Raw genomic sequence first — 17,711 nt, 5'->3', positions numbered from 1 at the left:
TGCATAAAACTGCGGCGAAACGTATAGTCATGCCATCCAGAGGAGGATTCCATGACGGTACGTGCGGCGGTGGCCGGAGCGAGCGGGTACGCGGGCGGGGAGCTGCTGCGCCTGCTCCTGGCCCACCCCGGGGTCGAGATCGGCGCCCTGACCGGCAACTCCAACGCCGGGCAGCGCCTCGGCGCGCTCCAGCCGCATCTGCTGCCGCTGGCCGGGCGGGTGCTGGAGCCGACCTCGCCCGAGGTGCTCGCCGGACACGACGCCGTCTTCCTCGCCCTGCCGCACGGCCAGTCCGCCGCCGTCGCCGAGCGGCTCGGCCCCGACGTCCTGGTCGTCGACATGGGCGCCGACTTCCGGCTGGCGGACGCGGGCGACTGGGAGCGGTTCTACGGCTCCCCGCACGCCGGCACCTGGCCCTACGGCCTTCCCGAACTGCCGGGCGCCCGCGCCGCGCTGGAGGGGTCCAAGCGCGTCGCGGTGCCCGGTTGCTACCCGACCGCCGTCTCCCTCGCCCTCTTCCCGGCGTACACCGCGGGCCTCGCCGAGCCCGAGGCGGTGATCGTCGCCGCGTCCGGCACCTCCGGCGCGGGCAGGACGCCCAAGCCCCATCTGCTCGGCAGCGAGGTCATGGGCTCCATGACGCCGTACGGCGTCGGCGGCGGGCACCGGCACACCCCCGAGATGATCCAGAACCTCAGCGCTGCCGCGGGCCGGCGGGTCTCGGTCTCCTTCACCCCCACGCTCGCGCCGATGCCCCGCGGCATCCTCGCCACGTGCAGCGCCCGCGCCGCGCACGGCGTCACCGCCGAAGCCGTGCGCGCCGCCTACGAGAAGGCGTTCGCCGACGAGCCGTTCGTCCACCTCCTGCCCGAGGGCCGGTGGCCCGCCACGGCGTCCGTCCACGGTTCGAACGCCGTTCAGGTGCAGGTCGCGTACGACGCCGCCGCGCACCGCATCATCGCGATCAGCGCCATCGACAACCTGACCAAGGGGACGGCCGGCGGCGCCGTCCAGAGCATGAACATCGCCCTCGGGCTCCCCGAGGACACCGGGCTTTCCACGATCGGAGTCGCACCGTGAGCGTCACGGCAGCCAAGGGATTCACGGCCGCGGGCATCGCCGCCGGGATCAAGGAGAACGGCAACCCGGACCTGGCCCTCGTGGTCAACGAGGGTCCGCGCCGCGCCGCCGCGGGCGTCTTCACCTCCAACCGCGTGAAGGCCGCGCCGGTGCTCTGGTCCGAGCAGGTCCTCAAGGGCGGCCAGGTCTCGGCCGTCGTCCTCAACTCCGGCGGCGCCAACGCCTGTACGGGCCCCAAGGGCTTCCAGGACACCCACGCCACCGCCGAGAAGGCCGCCGAAGTGCTCGGCCGGGGCGCCGGCGAGATCGCGGTCTGCTCGACCGGCCTGATCGGCGTCCTGCTGCCCATGGACAAGCTGCTCCCCGGCGTCGGGACGGCCGCCGCCCAGCTCTCCGAGCACGGCGGCGAGAAGGCCGCCCTCGCCATCAAGACCACCGACACCGTCCACAAGACGGCCGTCGTCACCCGGGACGGCTGGACCGTCGGCGGCATGGCCAAGGGCGCGGGCATGCTCGCCCCCGGCCTCGCCACCATGCTGGTCGTGCTCACCACCGACGCCGACGTCGACAGCGCCGGACTGGACGAGGTGCTGCGGGCGGCCACCCGCACCACCTTCGACCGCGTCGACTCCGACGGCTGCATGTCCACCAACGACACCGTGCTGCTGCTCGCCTCCGGAGCCGCCGGTGTCACCCCGGACCGGGCGGCGTTCGCGGAGGCCGTCCGGGCCGTCTGCGACGACCTCGGCCAGCAGCTGATCCGGGACGCCGAGGGCGCGAGCAAGGACATCAGGGTCGAGGTGATCAACGCCGCGACCGAGGACGACGCCGTCGAGGTGGGCCGCTCCATCGCCCGCAACAACCTCCTCAAGTGCGCCGTCCACGGCGAGGACCCCAACTGGGGCCGGGTGCTCTCCGCCATCGGCACCACCCGCGCCGCCTTCGAGCCCGACGCGCTGAACGTGGCCATCAACGGCGTCTGGGTCTGCAAGAACGGCGGCGTCGGCGAGGACCGCGAGAAGGTCGACATGCGCTACCGCGAGGTGCACATCGTCGCCGACCTCGCCGCGGGCTCCGAGACCGCCACCATCTGGACCAACGACCTCACCGCCGACTACGTCCACGAGAACAGCGCCTACTCCTCATGAGCAGCCCGACGCGCAGGCACACCGCGCTCCCCAAGGCCCGCATCCTCATCGAGGCGCTGCCGTGGCTGGTCCGCCACAACGGCAGGACGGTCGTCATCAAGTTCGGCGGCAACGCCATGGTGGACGAGGACCTGAAGGCCGCGTTCGCCCAGGACGTCGTCTTCCTGCACCACGCCGGACTGCGGCCGGTCGTCGTGCACGGCGGCGGCCCGCAGATCAGCGCCGCCCTCGACCGGCACGGCATCGTCACCGAGTTCAAGGCCGGGCTGCGGGTCACCACCGAGGAGGCCATGGACGTCGTACGGATGGTGCTGGCCGGGCAGGTCCAGCGGGAACTGGTCGGCCTGCTCAACCAGCACGGCCCGCTGGCCGTCGGACTGACCGGCGAGGACGCCCACACCATCACCGCCACCCGGCACCGGCCCGAGATCGACGGCGAGATCGTCGACATCGGCAGGGTCGGCGAGATCACCGGCATCGACACGGGCGCCATCGAGGCGCTGCTGGCCGACGGCCGGATCCCGGTCGTCTCCTCGATCGCCCGCAGCGAGGACGACGGACACGTCTACAACGTCAACGCCGACACGGCCGCCGCGGCACTCGCGGCCGCGCTGGGCGCGGAGACGCTCATGGTCCTCACGGACGTCGAGGGCCTCTACGAGGACTGGCCCCGCTCCGACGAGGTGATCAGCCGCCTCACCGCCTCCGAACTGGAGAGGCTGCTGCCGGAGCTGAGCGCCGGCATGGTGCCGAAGATGGAGGGCTGCCTGCACGCCGTGCGCGGCGGTGTCACCACCGCCCGCGTCCTCGACGGCCGGGTTCCGCACTCCATCCTGCTGGAGATCTTCACCGACGAGGGAATCGGCACGATGGTCGTGCCGGACGCGCCTGAGGGGGACGCAGAATGACCGCGACCATGACCAACGCGGAGTACGCCCAGCGCTGGCAGGGCTCGCTCATGGACAACTACGGCACCCCCCGGCTCCCGCTCGTGCGCGGCGAGGGCCTGAAGGTCTGGGACGCCGACGGCAGGCAGTACCTCGACTTCGTCGGCGGCATCGCGACGAACGCCCTCGGCCACGCCCACCCGGCGATCGTCGAGGCCGTCAGCCGCCAGATCGCCTCCCTCGGCCACATCTCCAACTTCTTCATGGCCGAGCCGACGCTCGCCCTCGCGGAGCGGCTGCTCCAGCTCTTCGGCCGCGACGGCAGGGTCTTCTTCTGCAACTCCGGCGCCGAGGCCAACGAGGCCGCGTTCAAGATCGGCCGGCTCACCGGGCGGACCCGTATGGTCGCCACCGCCGGCGGCTTCCACGGACGCACCATGGGCGCCCTCGCGCTCACCGGCCAGCCCGCCAAGCAGGAGCCGTTCCTGCCGCTGCCGGGCGAGGTGACGCATGTGCCGTACGGGGACGCGCAGGCGCTCGCCGCGGCCGTCACCGAGGACACCGCCCTGGTGATCATCGAACCGGTCCAGGGTGAGAACGGCGTCGTCGTCCCGCCCCCCGGCTACCTCAAGGCCGCCCGCGCGATCACCGCGGCCACCGGGGCGCTGCTGGTCCTGGACGAGGTGCAGACCGGGATCGGCCGCACCGGTCACTGGTTCGCCTACCAGGCGCACGAGGGCGTCCTGCCCGACGTCGTCACCCTGGCCAAGCAGCTCGGCGGCGGCCTGCCGCTCGGCGCGACGGTCGCCTTCGGACGCGCCGCGGACCTGCTGCGGCCCGGTCAGCACGGGACGACCTTCGGCGGGAACCCGGTCGCCTGCGCCGCCGGACTCGCCGTCCTGGACGCCGTCGCGGACGGCGGGCTGCTGGAGAACGTCAAGCGGCAGAGCGAGAGGCTGCGCGACGGAGTCGAGGCACTCGGGCACCCCTTGATCGACCATGTCCGGGGCGCGGGCCTGCTCCTGGGTATCGTGCTCACCGAACCGCTCGCCGCCCACGTGCAGCGGGCGGCTCAGGACGCCGGATTCCTGGTGAACGCGCCCGCCCCCGATGTCGTACGGCTGATGCCGCCGCTCAACCTCGGGGACGACGAGGCGGACGCGCTCCTCCAGGCGCTGCCCGGCATCCTGGACGAGCCCCGCGGGGACGGATGATCCGGAGAATGGGACGACGATGAGCCAGGCGCAGGACCACGGGCACCACGGGGCGAACGCGTTCGCCGGGCCTGCCGTGCCGCAGACCCGCACGGCACGTCACCGCCGGATCGTGGACATCCTCAACCGCCAGCCGGTGCGCTCCCAGAGCCAGTTGGCGAAGCTGCTGTCCGACGACGGGCTGAGCGTCACCCAGGCGACGCTCTCCCGCGACCTGGACGAGCTCAACGCGGTGAAGATCCGCAACCACGAGGGTGACCTGATCTACGCGGTGCCGAGCGAGGGCGGGTTCCGCACGCCCCGCGCGCCGCTGGGGGAGTCGGCGAAGGAGGAGCGGATGCGGCGCCTGTCGCAGGAACTGCTCATCTCCGCCGAGGCGTCGGCGAACCTCGTGGTCCTGCGGACCCCGCCGGGGGCGGCGCAGTTCCTGGCGTCGGCCATCGACCAGGCCGAACTGCACGACATCCTGGGCACCATCGCCGGCGACGACACGCTCATGCTGATCAGCCGGAACCCCACGGGCGGCCAGGCCCTGGCGGACCATCTGCTCCGGCTGGCCCAGAACGGGCACTGAGCGCGGCGGCGGCCCCGCCCTCTGACGGCGGCTCAGCCGAGCCGCGCCGCCAGGCCGTCCGTGCACCGCACCTCGTCGCCCGCCGTGATCAGCAGTGCCTCCACGTCCGGCAGCGACTCCAGCCACCGCAGCGCCTGGCGCGACCCCATCGCGAAGGCCGCCGTCGCCCAGCAGTCCGCCCAGGTCAGCCGGGGAGCCACCACCGTGACCGCCACCAGGTCGGTCACCGCCGAGCGGCCCGTGCGCGGATCGACGATATGGGCGCCGCGCTCCGCCGTACCGGACGTGGCCACCGCCAGTTCGTCCACCCCGGCCGCCGAGACCACCGCCGCGAGCCCGCCGGGGCGCAGCGGGTCGGACACCCCGATCCGCCAGGGGCGCCGCGGCCCCGGCGCGCCCAGCAACTGCACGTCGCCGCCGCCGTTCACGCTGACCCCGCTCACCCCGGGCACCCGCGCGACGGCCCGCGCCACCCGCTCCACGGACCAGCCCTTGACGATGCCGGTCGGGTCCAGGCGCCCCTCGTAGGCCGTGCTGAACCAGCCCTCGCTGACCCGCTCCGCCTCCGCCGCGAGGCCGAGCACCTCGGCGACCTCCGGGGAGCACTCCGCGGCCGTCAGCTCACCGCGGGCCAGCCGGGAGACCTCGCTGCCGTCGCGGTAGGTGCTGAAGACCTCGTCGACCCGGTGCAGTGCGGCGACCGCCGACTCCAGCGCGTGCCCCACCGCCTCGGGTGCCCCGCCGCGGACGTCGAAGGAGAAGACCGTCCCCATGACCTCCTCCGCCCGGCGTACCGCGGCGGGAGCCCGTCGCGGTTCCGCCCCCGTGTCAGCCACCGGCCCGGTCCAGCGCGGACTGGAGCGACTGCTTGTAGCCGGCGCTCGTGTACGTGGCCCCGGACACCGCGTCGATGCCGGCGCTCTGCGCGGCCACCGCCGCCCGGTTCAGCCGCGGCACTGCGCCGGCGGTGACCGTGTCGCTCTGGCCGCCCCTGGGCGCCTGGACCGCCTCCGCCCGGGTGACCTTGCCGCCCGCGACGGTGATCCGGACCTGGACCGGCCCGTACTGGGTCCGCGCGACGGCGCCGGTGACGGTCCGCGCCCGCGCGGCGCCCGGGTCCTGCCCGCCGGAGCCCGGCCCCTGCGCCCCGGACCCCTGCGCCCCGGACCCCTGCGAGCCCGATCCCTGCGAGCCCGACCCCCGGGCCGCGCCCCCGGCCGCGTTCGCCTTGTCGATCGCCGACTGGAGCGACTGCTTGTAGCCGGCGCTCGTGTACGTGGCCCCGGACACCGCGTCGATGCCGGCGCTCTGCGCGGCCACCGCCGCCCGGTTCAGCCGGGGCACGGCGCTGGCGGTGACCGTGTCGCTCTGGCCGCCCCGGGGCGCCTGCACCGCCTCGGCCCGGGTGATCCTGCCGTTGCTCACGGTCAGCCTGACCTGCACGGCCCCGTACTGGGTGCGCGCCGCCTCACCGGTGACCGTGCCCGCCCCCGCCGCCTCGGCGCCGCCCTGGGGCGAGGCCGCCGCGGGCGGCGCCGCGCCGTCCGCGGCCTGCGCCGACGCCGGGTCGGTCGCCGGCTTCAGCGACAGCAGCAGCACGATCCCGGACACCGTGGCGGCGCCGGCCAGCACGAACCGCCGGATGGGGTGACTCTTCCTCATGGCTTCCGCAGCTCCTGGAGTCTTGAAGTCTCGAAGTGTGTCGCAGTGCCGGAGTCCCGCCGCTCACATCTCGAACGACTCGTGATGGATGCGGCGGGCGGGCACCCCCGCCTCGCGCAGTGCCTCGTACACGGACTGCGCGAACCCGGGCGGGCCGCACAGGAACACGTCGTGCTCGCCGATGTCCGGCAGCTTCTGCCGCAGCCGCTCCGCCGAGATGTCGGGCCGTTCGCCGCCGGGGCTGTTGACCGCGTACATCAGCCGGGCGCCGCGCTCGTCGGCGATGGCCGACAACTCGCCCCACAGCGCCAGGTCCTGGGTGCTGTTGGCCCGGTAGAGCAGGGTGATGTCACCGGCCGCCCCCGGCAGCGTCTCGAACAGGGCCCGCATCGGCGTGATGCCGACGCCGCCTGCCACCAGCAGCACCTTGCCGCGGCTGCGGCGCTGGGCGGTCAGGGCGCCGTACGGGCCCTCGGCCCAGACCTTGGTGCCGGGCTCAAGCTCGCGCAGCCGCGCGGTGTGGTCGCCGATCGCCTTCACGGTGATCCGCAGCATGTCCGGCCGGGGCGCCGCCGACAGCGAGTACGGGTGCGAACTGAACCGCATGCCCGGCGCCTTGAACCGCCAGCGGAAGAACTGCCCGGCCTCGGCGCCCATGCGGTGCAGCCTGCGTCCGCCGATCAGCACCGACACGATGCCCGGCGTCTCCTCGATCACCGCCTCCACGTACATGCGGTGCCGCAGGTTGAGGCGGATCGGGGTGACGACCCGGTACCAGAGCACCAGCGCGGTCACGACGCCGTACAGGCCGTACCAGAAGGTCTTCGCGGTGGGCTGGACCGCGAAGTCGTTGCCCGCCGTGATCTGGTGCCAGTACGTCAGGTACACGGCCGCGTACGTCAGCAGGTGCACGTGGTACCAGGTGTCGTACGGCATCCGGCGGCGGACGCCCCCGACGGAGAGGAACGCGATGACGAACAGCAGGCCCGTGCCGATCGCCGCCTTGCCCATGTCCGGCAGGGAGCCGACCGAGTCGACCGTCTGCCGGACCACGTCGCCGAGGGTCCGCCCGGCCTGGAGGGCGTACGCCCACATCGTCAGGAACACGTGCGCGGCGACCAGGCACACCGTGTAGCGCCCGCTCATCGCGTGCCAGCGGGCGACCCGGTCCGAGCCCACGCGCCGCTCCAGCGCGGGCACCCTCGCCATCTGGAGCACCACCAGCGCCATCAGGTAGCCGGCCAGCAGTCCGGTGATCCGTCCGGCGGCCAGGATCCTGGCGGTGTCGTCCGCGAGGGAGGGCGTGTTGTCCCACCACAGCCACAGCACGGCGGCGGCGCCCGCCCAGAGGGCGACGACCAGCGGTACGGCCGGGGAGCGGCGCGGCCGGATGCGCCGCATCGTCTGGCGGCGGGCCGCACGGCCGCCTGCGAGCGTGGTGGTCACGGTTCCTCCGGGGACGGGGGCCAAGGGGAGTACGTGTCGGTCGTGGTCCCTCGGCCCTCAGGTACGTGTGGAGAGGCCCGTGTGTTCAGTGGTGTCCGCCGGGTGATGAGCCGGTGGCCGCAGGCGGGCGGCGCGGGTCCCGGACGGCGGCACGCGGCACGCGGACGCGCGGGCGGCGCGGCGACGGCACCGGGGTTGCGCGGCTCAGGACGGCGGCAGCGGGAGCGGCAGTCCGGGCAGGCCGTCCATGCTGCGCGCGATGTGCTCCTTCTCGGCGAAGTAGGCGCTCAGCGAGGCGTCGTCCTCCCGGGCGAACCGCCGGGCGTGCAGGTCGCGGTCCTCGTCGTACGTCATGAGGGGGACGGCGTAGCCGCAGGAGTCCCGGATCAGCTCGGCCCGTACGACGACGATCGCGCGCAGGCCGTGCGGGGACGGGTCGACGCCGGGGAAGCGGCCGAGCAGGTCCGCGAAGCGCGGGTCGTCCCGGAAGACGGCCTCGCCGCGGCCGTGCACGCGCACGATGTTCGGCGGCCCCGCGAAGGCGCACCACATGAGGGTGATCCGGCCGTTCTCCCGCAGATGCGCGATGGTCTCGGCGTGGGAGCCCGCGAAGTCGAGGTAGGCCAGGGTCAGTTCGTCCAGAACGGCGAAGGAGCCCTTGATTCCCTTGGGGGAGAGGTTGACCGTGCCGTCCGCCGACAGGGGAGCGGTCGCGGTGAAGAAGACCGGCTGCTCCTCGATGAACGTGCGGAGCCGGCCGTCGATGCGCTCGTATGTCTTTCCCACGTCCACCGATTATGGACGGGGATCGTTCGCCTGTCTAAGGAATTGCGGTTCCTCGGGGGTGTTGTTCCCCGGGGTGTCCACCATGGCCGCCCCGGCCGGCGTGCCAACGGGGCGGCCATGGCTGCCTGTCACGTCACCGCGTGAGCGTGCAGGCGGCGAGTGCCTCCAGTCCTTCGGGTTTGGCGGCGGTGCGGCCGATGGCTGTCTCGATGCGGTTGAGGGCGGCGACGCGTTTGTCCTTGAGGGGGCCGAGGATGGCGTTCTGGACGAAGTTGGGGCCGCCCTGGCCGACGGTGTCGATGAGGCGCCGGTCCGCTTCGGTGATCTGGGTGCGGAGCTGGGCGAGGGTGCGGTCGACCTCGGCGCGTGCGGAGGCGGGGACGGCGGGGAGCGCGGGGGTGACGTCGGGACAGGAGACGGTGCCCGGACCACCGTTCTGCCCCTGCCCTTGGCCCTGTCCCTGACCTTGCCCCTGCCCTTGGCCCTGTCCCTGCCCTTGGTCCGGGCCCGCGGTGCCGCCGGCCCCGGGCCCGCTGGGCGGCGCGCCGGTCTCCTGGCCCGCTCCCGCACCGCCGCCGTTGAGCGTGCAGGCGGCGAGTGCCTCCAGTCCTTCGGGTTTGGCGGCGGTGCGGCCGATGGCTGTCTCGATGCGGTTGAGGGCGGCGACGCGTTTGTCCTTGAGGGGGCCGAGGATGGCGTTCTGGACGAAGTTGGGGCCGCCCTGGCCGACGGTGTCGATGAGGCGCCGGTCCGCTTCGGTGATCTGGGTGCGGAGCTGGGCGAGGGTGCGGTCGACCTCGGCGCGTGCGGAGGCCGGGACGGCGGGGAGCGCGGGGGTGACGTCGGGACAGGAGACGGTGCCCGGACCGGCCAGCGTGCGGGCGCCGCCGTTCGCGTCCGGAGCGGACTCCCCGGCCAGGGCGAATCCGGCGATCACCGTGCCGGACAGAGCGACCGCGGCGGCGCCGCCGGCGAACGCGACACGGCGCTTGTGGTACTTCGGAAGAGCCCTCGACATGGGGATGCCTCACTCGGGTTCGGGGTGTCCTCGGTGGCGGACGCGGCGCCTGCGTCCGGGGAGGAATACGGGTAAGCGGTTTCGGGCGTTCAGCCGCCGCCAAGATTGACGAATCATGCATCACTCTGCATACTCATGCATGGCGCCTGTGTGTCAGCGAGTACGAGTCGACACATGCGTGTCGACGTGCACGGGGAGAAGCCGATGCCCGCGCCGCCGAGACGCGCACGCGCCCGCCACGCGCGCCGGGGCGGGCGTCCGGCCGGCGCGCCGGCCTCTACAGTCTGTCGTCAGCCCGGCGTCGAGGGCGCCGTCCGCCGGCGGCCGTCGGCCGGGCCCGCCGCGGGCCGCGCCTGAAGCGCGGCCCGTACCTCCACACCCCCGAGGAGCAACGCAAGTGAGCAGCAACAGCGGTGACGTCCGGCTCTGGGGCGGCCGTTTCGCCGACGGTCCCGCCGAGGCCCTGGCCAGGCTGTCCGCGTCCGTCCACTTCGACTGGCGCCTCGCCCCGTACGACATCGCCGGATCGCGCGCCCACGCGCGCGTGCTGCACAGGGCGGGCCTGCTCACCGAGGACGAGCTGACCCGGATGATCGCCGGGCTCGACCGGCTGGAGGCCGACGTGGCGTCCGGCGCGTTCGTCGGGACGGTCGCCGACGAGGACGTCCACACCGCCCTGGAGCGGGGTCTGCTGGAACGCCTCGGCCCCGACCTCGGGGGCAAGCTGCGCGCCGGCCGGTCCCGCAACGACCAGGTCGCCACCCTGTTCCGGATGTACCTGCGCGACCACGCCCGGATCATCGGCGGGCTGATCGCCGACCTCCAGGACGCGCTGGTGGGTCTCGCGGAGGCTCACCCGGACGTGGCGATGCCCGGCCGCACCCACCTCCAGCACGCCCAGCCGGTGCTCTTCGCCCACCATGTCCTCGCCCATGTGCAGTCCCTGTCCCGGGACGCCGAGCGGCTGCGGCAGTGGGACGCGCGCACGGCCGTCTCGCCGTACGGCTCGGGCGCCCTGGCGGGCTCCTCGCTGGGTCTCGACCCGGAGGCGGTGGCCGAGGACCTCGGCTTCGAGCACGGCTCCGCCGGCAACTCGATCGACGGCACGGCCTCGCGCGACTTCGCCGCCGAGTTCGCGTTCGTCACGGCCATGATCGGCGTGAACCTCTCCCGGATCGCCGAGGAGATCATCATCTGGAACACGAAGGAGTTCTCCTTCGTGACCCTGCACGACGCCTTCTCCACCGGCTCGTCGATCATGCCGCAGAAGAAGAACCCGGACATCGCGGAGCTGGCCCGGGGCAAGAGCGGTCGTCTGATCGGCAACCTCACCGGTCTGCTCGCCACCCTGAAGGCGCTGCCCCTCGCCTACAACCGCGACCTCCAGGAGGACAAGGAGCCGGTCTTCGACTCCTGCGACCAGCTGGAGGTCCTGCTGCCCGCCTTCACCGGCATGATGGCGACCCTCACCGTCAACCGCGCCCGCATGGAGGAACTGGCCCCGGCCGGCTTCTCCCTCGCCACCGACATCGCCGAGTGGCTGGTCAAGCAGGGCGTGCCGTTCCGTGTCGCGCACGAGGTCGCGGGCGAGTGCGTGAAGGCCGCCGAGGCGGAGGGCAAGGAGCTGGACGAACTGACGGACGAGCAGTTCGCGAAGATCTCCGCCCATCTGACACCCGAGGTGCGCACGGTCCTCGACGTCCCCGGCGCCCTCGCCTCCCGCGACGGCCGCGGCGGCACCGCCCCGAGCGCGGTGGCGGTCCAACTGGCCGAGCTCAAGGCCGACCTGACGGTCCAGCACACATGGGCGGCGGCCAAGCGGCAGGGCTGAGCGAAGGCACCGCGACGGCGGGCGGCGCCGGGTCCGCGCGGCTGCCGGGGAGTGGCGGCGGGGTGCGCGGGGCCACCGCAGGGAGGCGGGCGCCGCGGCCCCGAGAGGCGTACCGCGCGTCGTCGCGACCCGCCCCGCTCCCCGGGGCCGCCCTCCCGGGAACCGGGTGCCGGAGCGATACGGAAGGTCATCGCGGGTACGTTGGTCGCAAGCCGTACCGGAGCCGACCCACGGAGCCCGCGATGCCCTTCGACCGACTGGCGACAGCGACCACCCCGACCTGCCACATCGGACTCGGCCTCGCCGCCGTCGGCCGCCCCGGCTACATCAACCTCGGCCGCGAGGACGACCTCGGCGAGGACCGCGGCGTCGACGCCCTGCGCGCCCGCACCCACGAACTCCTCGACGCCGCCTACGCCCAGGGCGTCCGCTACATCGACGCCGCCCGCTCCTACGGCCGTTCCGAGGAGTTCCTCGCCGACTGGCTGCACGCGCGCCCCGGCGCCGACGACGTCGTCGTGGGCAGCAAGTGGGGCTACACCTACACCGCCGGGTGGACCACCGACGCGGAACGGCACGAGGTCAAGGACCACAGCCTCCGGAGCTACGAGCGCCAGCGCGCCGAGAGCGACGCGCTGCTCGGCGACCGGCTCGACCTGTACCAGATCCACTCGGTGACCCCGGACAGCCCGGCCCTCACCGACAAGGACCTGCACGCCCGGCTCGCCGAGGCCGCGGCGCAGGGCCTCAGCGTCGGCTTCTCCACCAGCGGCCCGGCCCAGGCCGACGCCATCCGGGCCGCCCTCGCCGTGACCGTCGACGGCGCCCCCCTCTTCCGTACCGTCCAGTCCACGTACAACGCCCTGGAGACCTCGGCCGGACCCGCCCTCGCGGAGGCGCACGACGCCGGTCTCACGGTGATCGTCAAGGAGGGCATGGCCAACGGGCGGCTCGCGGACCCCTACGCGCCCGACGCGCTCAGGGCCGTGGCCGCCGAGACCTCCCAGGGCTGCGACGCCGTCGCGCTCGCCCTCGTCCTGCGCCGGCCCTGGGCCGGAGTGGTCCTGTCGGGGGCCGCCACGACCGGACAGCTCGCCGCCAACCTGCACGCCGCCGTCGTCGACCTCGACGAGGAGCAGGCGGAGCGGCTCGGCGCGCTGGTGGAGGAGCCGGGCGCGTACTGGGAGCGGCGCGGGCGGCTGCCCTGGCACTGACACACCCCCCGATCGGCAGCCGTGAGTCATACATGTCCAACATGAGACATCAACGTCTCACATGCGCTACTCTCGTCTCATGGCTGTCGATCGTGACCATGTGCTGCGCACCGCCGCGACCCTGCTGACCCGCAAAGCCACCGCGACCATGGACGAGGTCGCCAAGGCGGCCGGGATCAGCCGGGCCACGCTGCACCGGCACTTCGCCGGGCGGGACGCCCTCGTCCGGGCGCTGGAGTCGCTGGGCATCGCCGAGTGCGAGGCCGCGCTCGACACGGCCCGTCTGGACGACGGGCCCGCGCGCGACGCCGTGTACCGGCTGGTCCGCGAGATCGAGCCCGCCGCCGGCCTGCTCGCCTTCCTCTACACCGAGAACCAGCTGTTCGAGGGCGACACGCTGAACGCGGGCTGGGCCCGTATCGACGACCGCATGGCCGCGCTCTTCCGGCGCGGCCAGCAGAGCGGCGAGTTCCGCATCGATCTGAGCCCGCTCTGGCTCACCGAGGCCCTCTACGGCCTGCTGGGCTCCGCTGCCTGGGCGGTGGCGGAGGGCCGCGTGGCCCGCAACGACTTCACCCACATGATCGTCGGGCTGCTGCTCGGCGGTGCGCTACGGAGAGAGGAATCATGAGCAGCACCCTGCGGCCGGCGACGACGAACGAGGCGGTGACCAAGCGCCCCGGCCGGTGGCTCGCGCTGTCCGTCCTCGTGCTCGCCGTGCTGCTGGTGGCCGTCGACGCCACCGTCCTCGGCCTCGCGACCCCCTACATCAGCGAGGATCTGAAGCCCTCCGGCACCCAGCTGCTGTGGATAGGCGACGTCTACTCCTTCGTGATCGCCGGTCTGCTGGTCTCCATGGGCAGCCTCGGCGACCGCATCGGCCGCAAGCGCATCCTGCTCATCGGTGCCACGGCCTTCGGCGCGATCTCCGTCCTCAACGCCTACGCGACGACCCCCGAGATGTTGATCGTCGCCCGCGCCCTGCTCGGCGTCGCCGGCGCGACGCTCATGCCCGCGACCCTCGCGCTGATCCGCAACCTCTTCCACGACCCGCGCGAGCGCAGCCTCGCCATCGGCATCTGGGGCGCGACCGCCTCCGCGGGCACCGCCGTCGGGCCCATCGTCGGCGGCTTCCTGCTCGAACACTTCTGGTGGGGCTCGGTCTTCCTGATCAACCTGCCGGTGATGGCCGTCCTCGTGCTCGTCGGCATCAGGCTGCTCCCGGAGTCCCGCAACCCCAGCCCCGGACCGTGGGACCTGGCCAGCGTGCTGCTGTCGCTCGTCGGCATGATCGGGATCGTCTACGCCGTCAAGGAGGCGGCGGCCGGTGGCCTCACCTGGATCACGCTCGCCACCGGGGTGCTGGGCGCGGGCGCGCTGTACGGCTTCGTACGCCGCCAGCTCACCCTGCCGGCCCCGCTGCTGGACATGCGGCTGTTCCGCAGCCGCGGCTTCAGCGGTGCCGTGCTGGCCGACCTGCTGACCATCCTCGGCCTGTCCGGCCTGGTGTTCTTCCTCTCGCAGTTCCTGCAACTCGTCCAGGGCCGGGGTCCGTTCGAGGCGGGCCTCGCCGAACTGCCCGCCGCGATCGGCGCGGTCGTGGCCGGTCTGATCGCCGGCCGTACGGCCCGCAGGTTCTCCGTGCGCGCCGTGGTCTGCGGCGGCCTCGCGGCGATCGGGCTCGCGCTGGCCGCGCTGACGGTGATCGACGCCACCACGGGCTACCCGCTCCTGGGCGCCGCCCTGCTGGTGGTCGGCGTCGGCGCGGGCTTCTCCTTCACGGTGACCTCCGACGTGATCCTGTCCTCCGTGCCGAAGGAGCAGGCGGGCGCCGCGTCCGCGGTGTCCGAGACGGCCTACGAACTGGGCGCCGCGCTGGGCATCGCGGTCCTCGGCTCGATCGTGACCGGGGTGTACCGCGACTTCACCGGCCCGGCCGGCACCCCCGCCGCGGCCCACGAGTCGCTGGGCGGCGCGGTGGAGGCGGCGGGCGCCATGCCGGCCGGTCCGGCCCAGGCGATGCTGGAGGCGGCCCGCGCGTCCTTCACCGACGGCCTCGCCCTCGCGGCGGGAGCCGGTGCGGCGGTACTCCTCGCGGCGGCGGTGGCGGCCTGGTACCTCCTGAGAGGCCAACGCCTGGACACCGTCCACTGAAGCCCGGCCCCCGACCCCCACGCCCCGCCGGAAGCGCGGGGGCCGGGGGCCGACGGCCCGGCGCTCCCACGGCAGGTGCCGGCCGACCGCGGCCTCGACCCCCTCGGGGGCGCGGGAAACCGCGCGACGAGCCCCCACCCACCCGCGCCCGGGAACGGACCGGAGCCGAACCCGGCCCCGCCGCCCCCGCGCCCGGCCGGCGGAACTACGCCGCCGCCTTGGCCTTGCTCGCGTACACGTCCACGTACTCCTGCCCGGACAGCCGCATCACCTCGGTCATCACCGAGTCCGTCACCGCCCGCAGCACGTACCGGTCCCGGTCCATCCCCTCGTACCGGGAGAACTCCATCGCCTCACCGAACCGCACCGTCACCTTGCGCGGCCGCGGCATCCCCGACCCGCCCGGCTGGATCTTGTCCGTGCCGATCATGGCGAACGGAACCACCGGCGCCCCGGTCATCAGCGTCAGCCGCGCGATGCCGGTGCGCCCCCGGTACAGCCGGCCGTCGGGGGAGCGCGTGCCCTCGGGGTAGATGCCGAACACCTGCCCCTCCTCCAGGATCCGGCGCCCGGTCATCAGCGCGGCGACACCGCCCCGGCCGCCGTCCCGGTCCACCGGGATCATGCCGACGCCGGTGAAGAACCACGCCATCAGACGGCCCTTGACGCCCTTGCCGGTGACGTACTCGTCCTTGCCGATGAACAGCACCTGACGGTCGCAGACCAGCGGGAGGATCATCGAGTCGATGAACGTGAGGTGGTTTCCGGCCAGGATGACCGGACCGTCGCCCGGGATGCGCTCCGCGCCCTCCACCTGGGGGCGGAACATCAGGCGCATGATCGGTCCGAGCACTGCCTTGATGAGCGCGAAGCGGGACAACGGGCCCTCCGGTGTCAAGGGATTCGTAACTGTCTGTGCAGGTGAGGACGATACTCGCGGTCCGGGCGATCCCGCACATCGGGTGAGCCGACTTCACCGAGGTCTTACTCAGTGTTGACGTACTTTTACCTGCGGTGACGTGCCGTCCACCGCCCGTAACGCGGTCGCAACCATGTGACCGACATCGCTCCTGGGCGTGTCGTGCGGGTAGGCGGGTTCGCGGGTTCGCGGGTACACGGGTTTCCCGCCACCGGTCCGACGGCCCGTCATCCCGCCCTCCCGGCCCGACATCCCGTGTCATCCGCGTGTTCCGTCCCGGGTCTCCCACCGGTCATGGACACCCCCCTACGATCGGCGCGCAGCGACGGGCAGAGGCAGGAAGGGCGCTCATGGCAACCCAGGAGAACGGGCAGACGGCCGGAACCGCACGGCGGGCACTTCTCGGCGCGGCCGTGCTCGGCGCCGGCGGCGCGGCCCTCGGACTGCCGGGCACGGCGCGGGCCGCCGGGACCCGCGGCGGCGAGGGCGGCGGGCTCAAGAGCCTGCCCAGGCCGACGGTCATCGGCCACCGCGGAGCCAGCGGCTACCGGCCCGAGCACACCCTCGGCTCCTACCAGCTGGCCCTCGACATGGGCGCGGACATCGTCGAGGCGGGCGACCTCGTCCCCACCAGGGACGGCCATCTCGTCTGCCGCCACGAGTCGGAGATCGGCGGCACCACCGACGTCGCCGAGCACCCCGCCTTCGCCGACCGCCGCACCACCAAGGTCATCGACGGGGTCACCTACACCGGCTGGTTCACCGAGGACTTCACCCTCGCCGAGCTGAAGACCCTGCGCGCCGTCGAGCGCATCCCCGCCAACCGCCCGCACAACACCCTCTACGACGGCCGCTGGGAGATCCCCACCTTCGAGGAGATGCTGCGCTGGCAGGACGAGCAGACCCGCCGCCGCGGCAAGCAGGTCTGGATCTACCCCGAGACCAAGCACCCCACCTACTACCGCAAGCTGGGCCTCGGCCTGGAGGAGCGGGTCGCCAAGCTGCTGCGCCGGCACCGCAAGGACGGCCGCAACGCGCCGGTCGTCCTGCAGTCCTTCGAACCGGGCAGCATCCAGCGCCTGAACCGGCTGCTCGACAACCCGCTGGTCCTGCTCCTGTCGGGCGCGGGCACCCGCCCCTGGGACTTCGTCGAGACCGGCGACCCGCGCACCGTCGACGACCTGATCAAGCCCGCGGGCCTCCGGGAGATCGCCTCCTACGCCCAGGGCATCGGCCCCACCCTGGACCTGATCGTGCCGAAGGACGCCTCCGGCAACCTCACCCGGCCCACCACGCTCGTCGCCGACGCACACAAGGTCGGACTGATCCTGCACCCCTACACGATGCGCAACGAGAACCCCTTCCTCCCGCCGAGCCTTCGCAAGGGCACCGACCCGGACGCGTACGGCGACGCCCTCGCCCTGTACCGGACGTACTTCGCGACCGGCATCGACGGGATCTTCACCGACAACACCGACACCGCCCTGCTGGCCCGCGAGGACTTCGTCAACGGCTGAGTCCCCGCCGCCTGTTGGAGTGACCGACGGCCGTCCGGGCAACCCCGCGCCCGGACGGCCGCGTCGTTGCGGACATGACGTACGACCTGGTCACCGCCCTGCGCCCACTGCTCCTCGCGGAGGCCCGCGCCGAGGCACCGGCGGCCGGCACGGAACCGGGGGACCTCGAACAGGCGGTCTGGCTGCGCCTCCTGGAACGCCTCGCCGCCCACGGCCCGCCCGCCGACCCGCCCGCCTGGCTGCGCCGGGCCGTCCGCTCCG

16 protein-coding genes and 1 pseudogene are annotated in these 17,711 nt (G+C 73.3%); 11 read left to right on the top strand and 6 right to left on the bottom strand.

From position 1 onward, the window contains the following. Nucleotides 1–51 precede the first annotated feature (51 nt). From argC to SZN_RS17040, 5 genes are read left to right on the top strand one after another with little or no spacing between them, the layout of a single operon-like run. Complete coding sequence (gene argC, locus SZN_RS17060) at nt 52–1,080, top strand: N-acetyl-gamma-glutamyl-phosphate reductase (RefSeq protein WP_007496605.1); 1,029 nt, start codon at nt 52–54, stop codon at nt 1,078–1,080. Beyond that, nucleotides 1,077–2,228, top strand: coding sequence for a bifunctional glutamate N-acetyltransferase/amino-acid acetyltransferase ArgJ (gene argJ, locus SZN_RS17055; protein ID WP_007496603.1), 1,152 nt, complete (start codon nt 1,077–1,079; stop codon nt 2,226–2,228). Before argC ends, argJ begins: the two co-directional genes overlap by 4 nt. After that, entirely contained in the window at nt 2,225–3,136 is a 912-nt protein-coding gene (gene argB, locus SZN_RS17050; RefSeq protein ID WP_007496601.1) for an acetylglutamate kinase, read from the top strand. The genes argJ and argB overlap by 4 nt, the downstream gene beginning before the upstream one ends. Further along, the gene (locus SZN_RS17045; protein ID WP_007496599.1) at nt 3,133–4,329 is read left to right on the top strand and encodes an acetylornithine transaminase; all 1,197 of its coding nucleotides are present in this window, start codon (nt 3,133–3,135) and stop codon (nt 4,327–4,329) included. The genes argB and SZN_RS17045 overlap by 4 nt, the downstream gene beginning before the upstream one ends. Before the next feature lie 19 nt (nt 4,330–4,348). Then, nucleotides 4,349–4,903, top strand: a complete 555-nt coding sequence (locus SZN_RS17040) for an arginine repressor (RefSeq protein ID WP_007496596.1) — start codon at nt 4,349–4,351, stop codon at nt 4,901–4,903. 32 nt (nt 4,904–4,935) lie between these two features. Here SZN_RS17040 and SZN_RS17035 read toward each other — a convergent pair whose 3' ends face one another. The 5 genes from SZN_RS17035 to SZN_RS17015 form a co-directional block, all read right to left on the bottom strand. Then, nucleotides 4,936–5,676, bottom strand: coding sequence for an FAD:protein FMN transferase (locus SZN_RS17035; RefSeq protein ID WP_007496594.1), 741 nt, complete (start codon nt 5,674–5,676; stop codon nt 4,936–4,938). A gap of 55 nt (nt 5,677–5,731) precedes the next feature. After that, nucleotides 5,732–6,565, bottom strand: a complete 834-nt coding sequence (locus tag SZN_RS17030; RefSeq protein ID WP_007496592.1) for an FMN-binding protein — start codon at nt 6,563–6,565, stop codon at nt 5,732–5,734. A gap of 63 nt (nt 6,566–6,628) precedes the next feature. Next, entirely contained in the window at nt 6,629–8,011 is a 1,383-nt protein-coding gene (locus tag SZN_RS17025; protein WP_007496590.1) for a ferredoxin reductase family protein, read from the bottom strand. A 204-nt stretch (nt 8,012–8,215) separates the two neighbouring features. Then, complete coding sequence (locus tag SZN_RS17020; protein ID WP_043731261.1) at nt 8,216–8,797, bottom strand: pyridoxamine 5'-phosphate oxidase family protein; 582 nt, start codon at nt 8,795–8,797, stop codon at nt 8,216–8,218. Between the two features lie 133 nt (nt 8,798–8,930). Next, nucleotides 8,931–9,815 (bottom strand): hypothetical protein, encoded by an 885-nt coding sequence (locus SZN_RS17015; RefSeq protein WP_007496586.1) that lies wholly within the window; start codon nt 9,813–9,815, stop codon nt 8,931–8,933. A 397-nt stretch (nt 9,816–10,212) separates the two neighbouring features. Here SZN_RS17015 and argH point away from each other — a divergent pair, with 397 nt between their 5' ends. The 4 genes from argH to SZN_RS16995 all read left to right on the top strand — a co-directional run bounded on the left by argH (nt 10,213) and on the right by SZN_RS16995 (nt 15,014). Beyond that, nucleotides 10,213–11,646: an argininosuccinate lyase gene (gene argH, locus SZN_RS17010; RefSeq protein ID WP_007496584.1), complete on the top strand. Its 1,434-nt coding sequence runs from the start codon at nt 10,213–10,215 to the stop codon at nt 11,644–11,646. Between the two features lie 242 nt (nt 11,647–11,888). Next, complete coding sequence (locus SZN_RS17005; RefSeq protein ID WP_007496582.1) at nt 11,889–12,860, top strand: aldo/keto reductase; 972 nt, start codon at nt 11,889–11,891, stop codon at nt 12,858–12,860. A 79-nt stretch (nt 12,861–12,939) separates the two neighbouring features. Beyond that, nucleotides 12,940–13,491 (top strand): TetR/AcrR family transcriptional regulator, encoded by a 552-nt coding sequence (locus tag SZN_RS17000; protein WP_043731246.1) that lies wholly within the window; start codon nt 12,940–12,942, stop codon nt 13,489–13,491. Next, on the top strand, nt 13,488–15,014 hold the full coding sequence (locus SZN_RS16995; RefSeq protein ID WP_007496578.1) for an MFS transporter: 1,527 nt from the start codon (nt 13,488–13,490) through the stop codon (nt 15,012–15,014). The genes SZN_RS17000 and SZN_RS16995 overlap by 4 nt, the downstream gene beginning before the upstream one ends. A 205-nt stretch (nt 15,015–15,219) precedes the next feature. Here SZN_RS16995 and SZN_RS16990 read toward each other — a convergent pair whose 3' ends face one another. After that, the gene (locus SZN_RS16990; RefSeq protein ID WP_007496576.1) at nt 15,220–15,894 is read right to left on the bottom strand and encodes a lysophospholipid acyltransferase family protein; all 675 of its coding nucleotides are present in this window, start codon (nt 15,892–15,894) and stop codon (nt 15,220–15,222) included. Nucleotides 15,895–16,283: 389 nt separating this feature from the next. On the opposite strand from SZN_RS16990, the gene SZN_RS16985 reads away from it, so the two are divergent. Beyond that, a complete protein-coding gene (locus tag SZN_RS16985) occupies nt 16,284–17,450 on the top strand; it encodes a glycerophosphodiester phosphodiesterase (protein WP_007496573.1) in 1,167 nt (388 codons plus the stop codon). A gap of 74 nt (nt 17,451–17,524) precedes the next feature. Then, nucleotides 17,525–17,711: pseudogene (locus SZN_RS16980) on the top strand (sigma-70 family RNA polymerase sigma factor); the annotation flags it as partial.

The sequence above is a fragment of the Streptomyces zinciresistens K42 genome, from assembly GCF_000225525.1.
Taxonomy (GTDB): domain Bacteria; phylum Actinomycetota; class Actinomycetes; order Streptomycetales; family Streptomycetaceae; genus Streptomyces; species Streptomyces zinciresistens.
The sequence above is the reverse complement of the archived record's forward strand: the minus strand, read 5'-3'. Positions and strand labels throughout refer to the sequence as shown.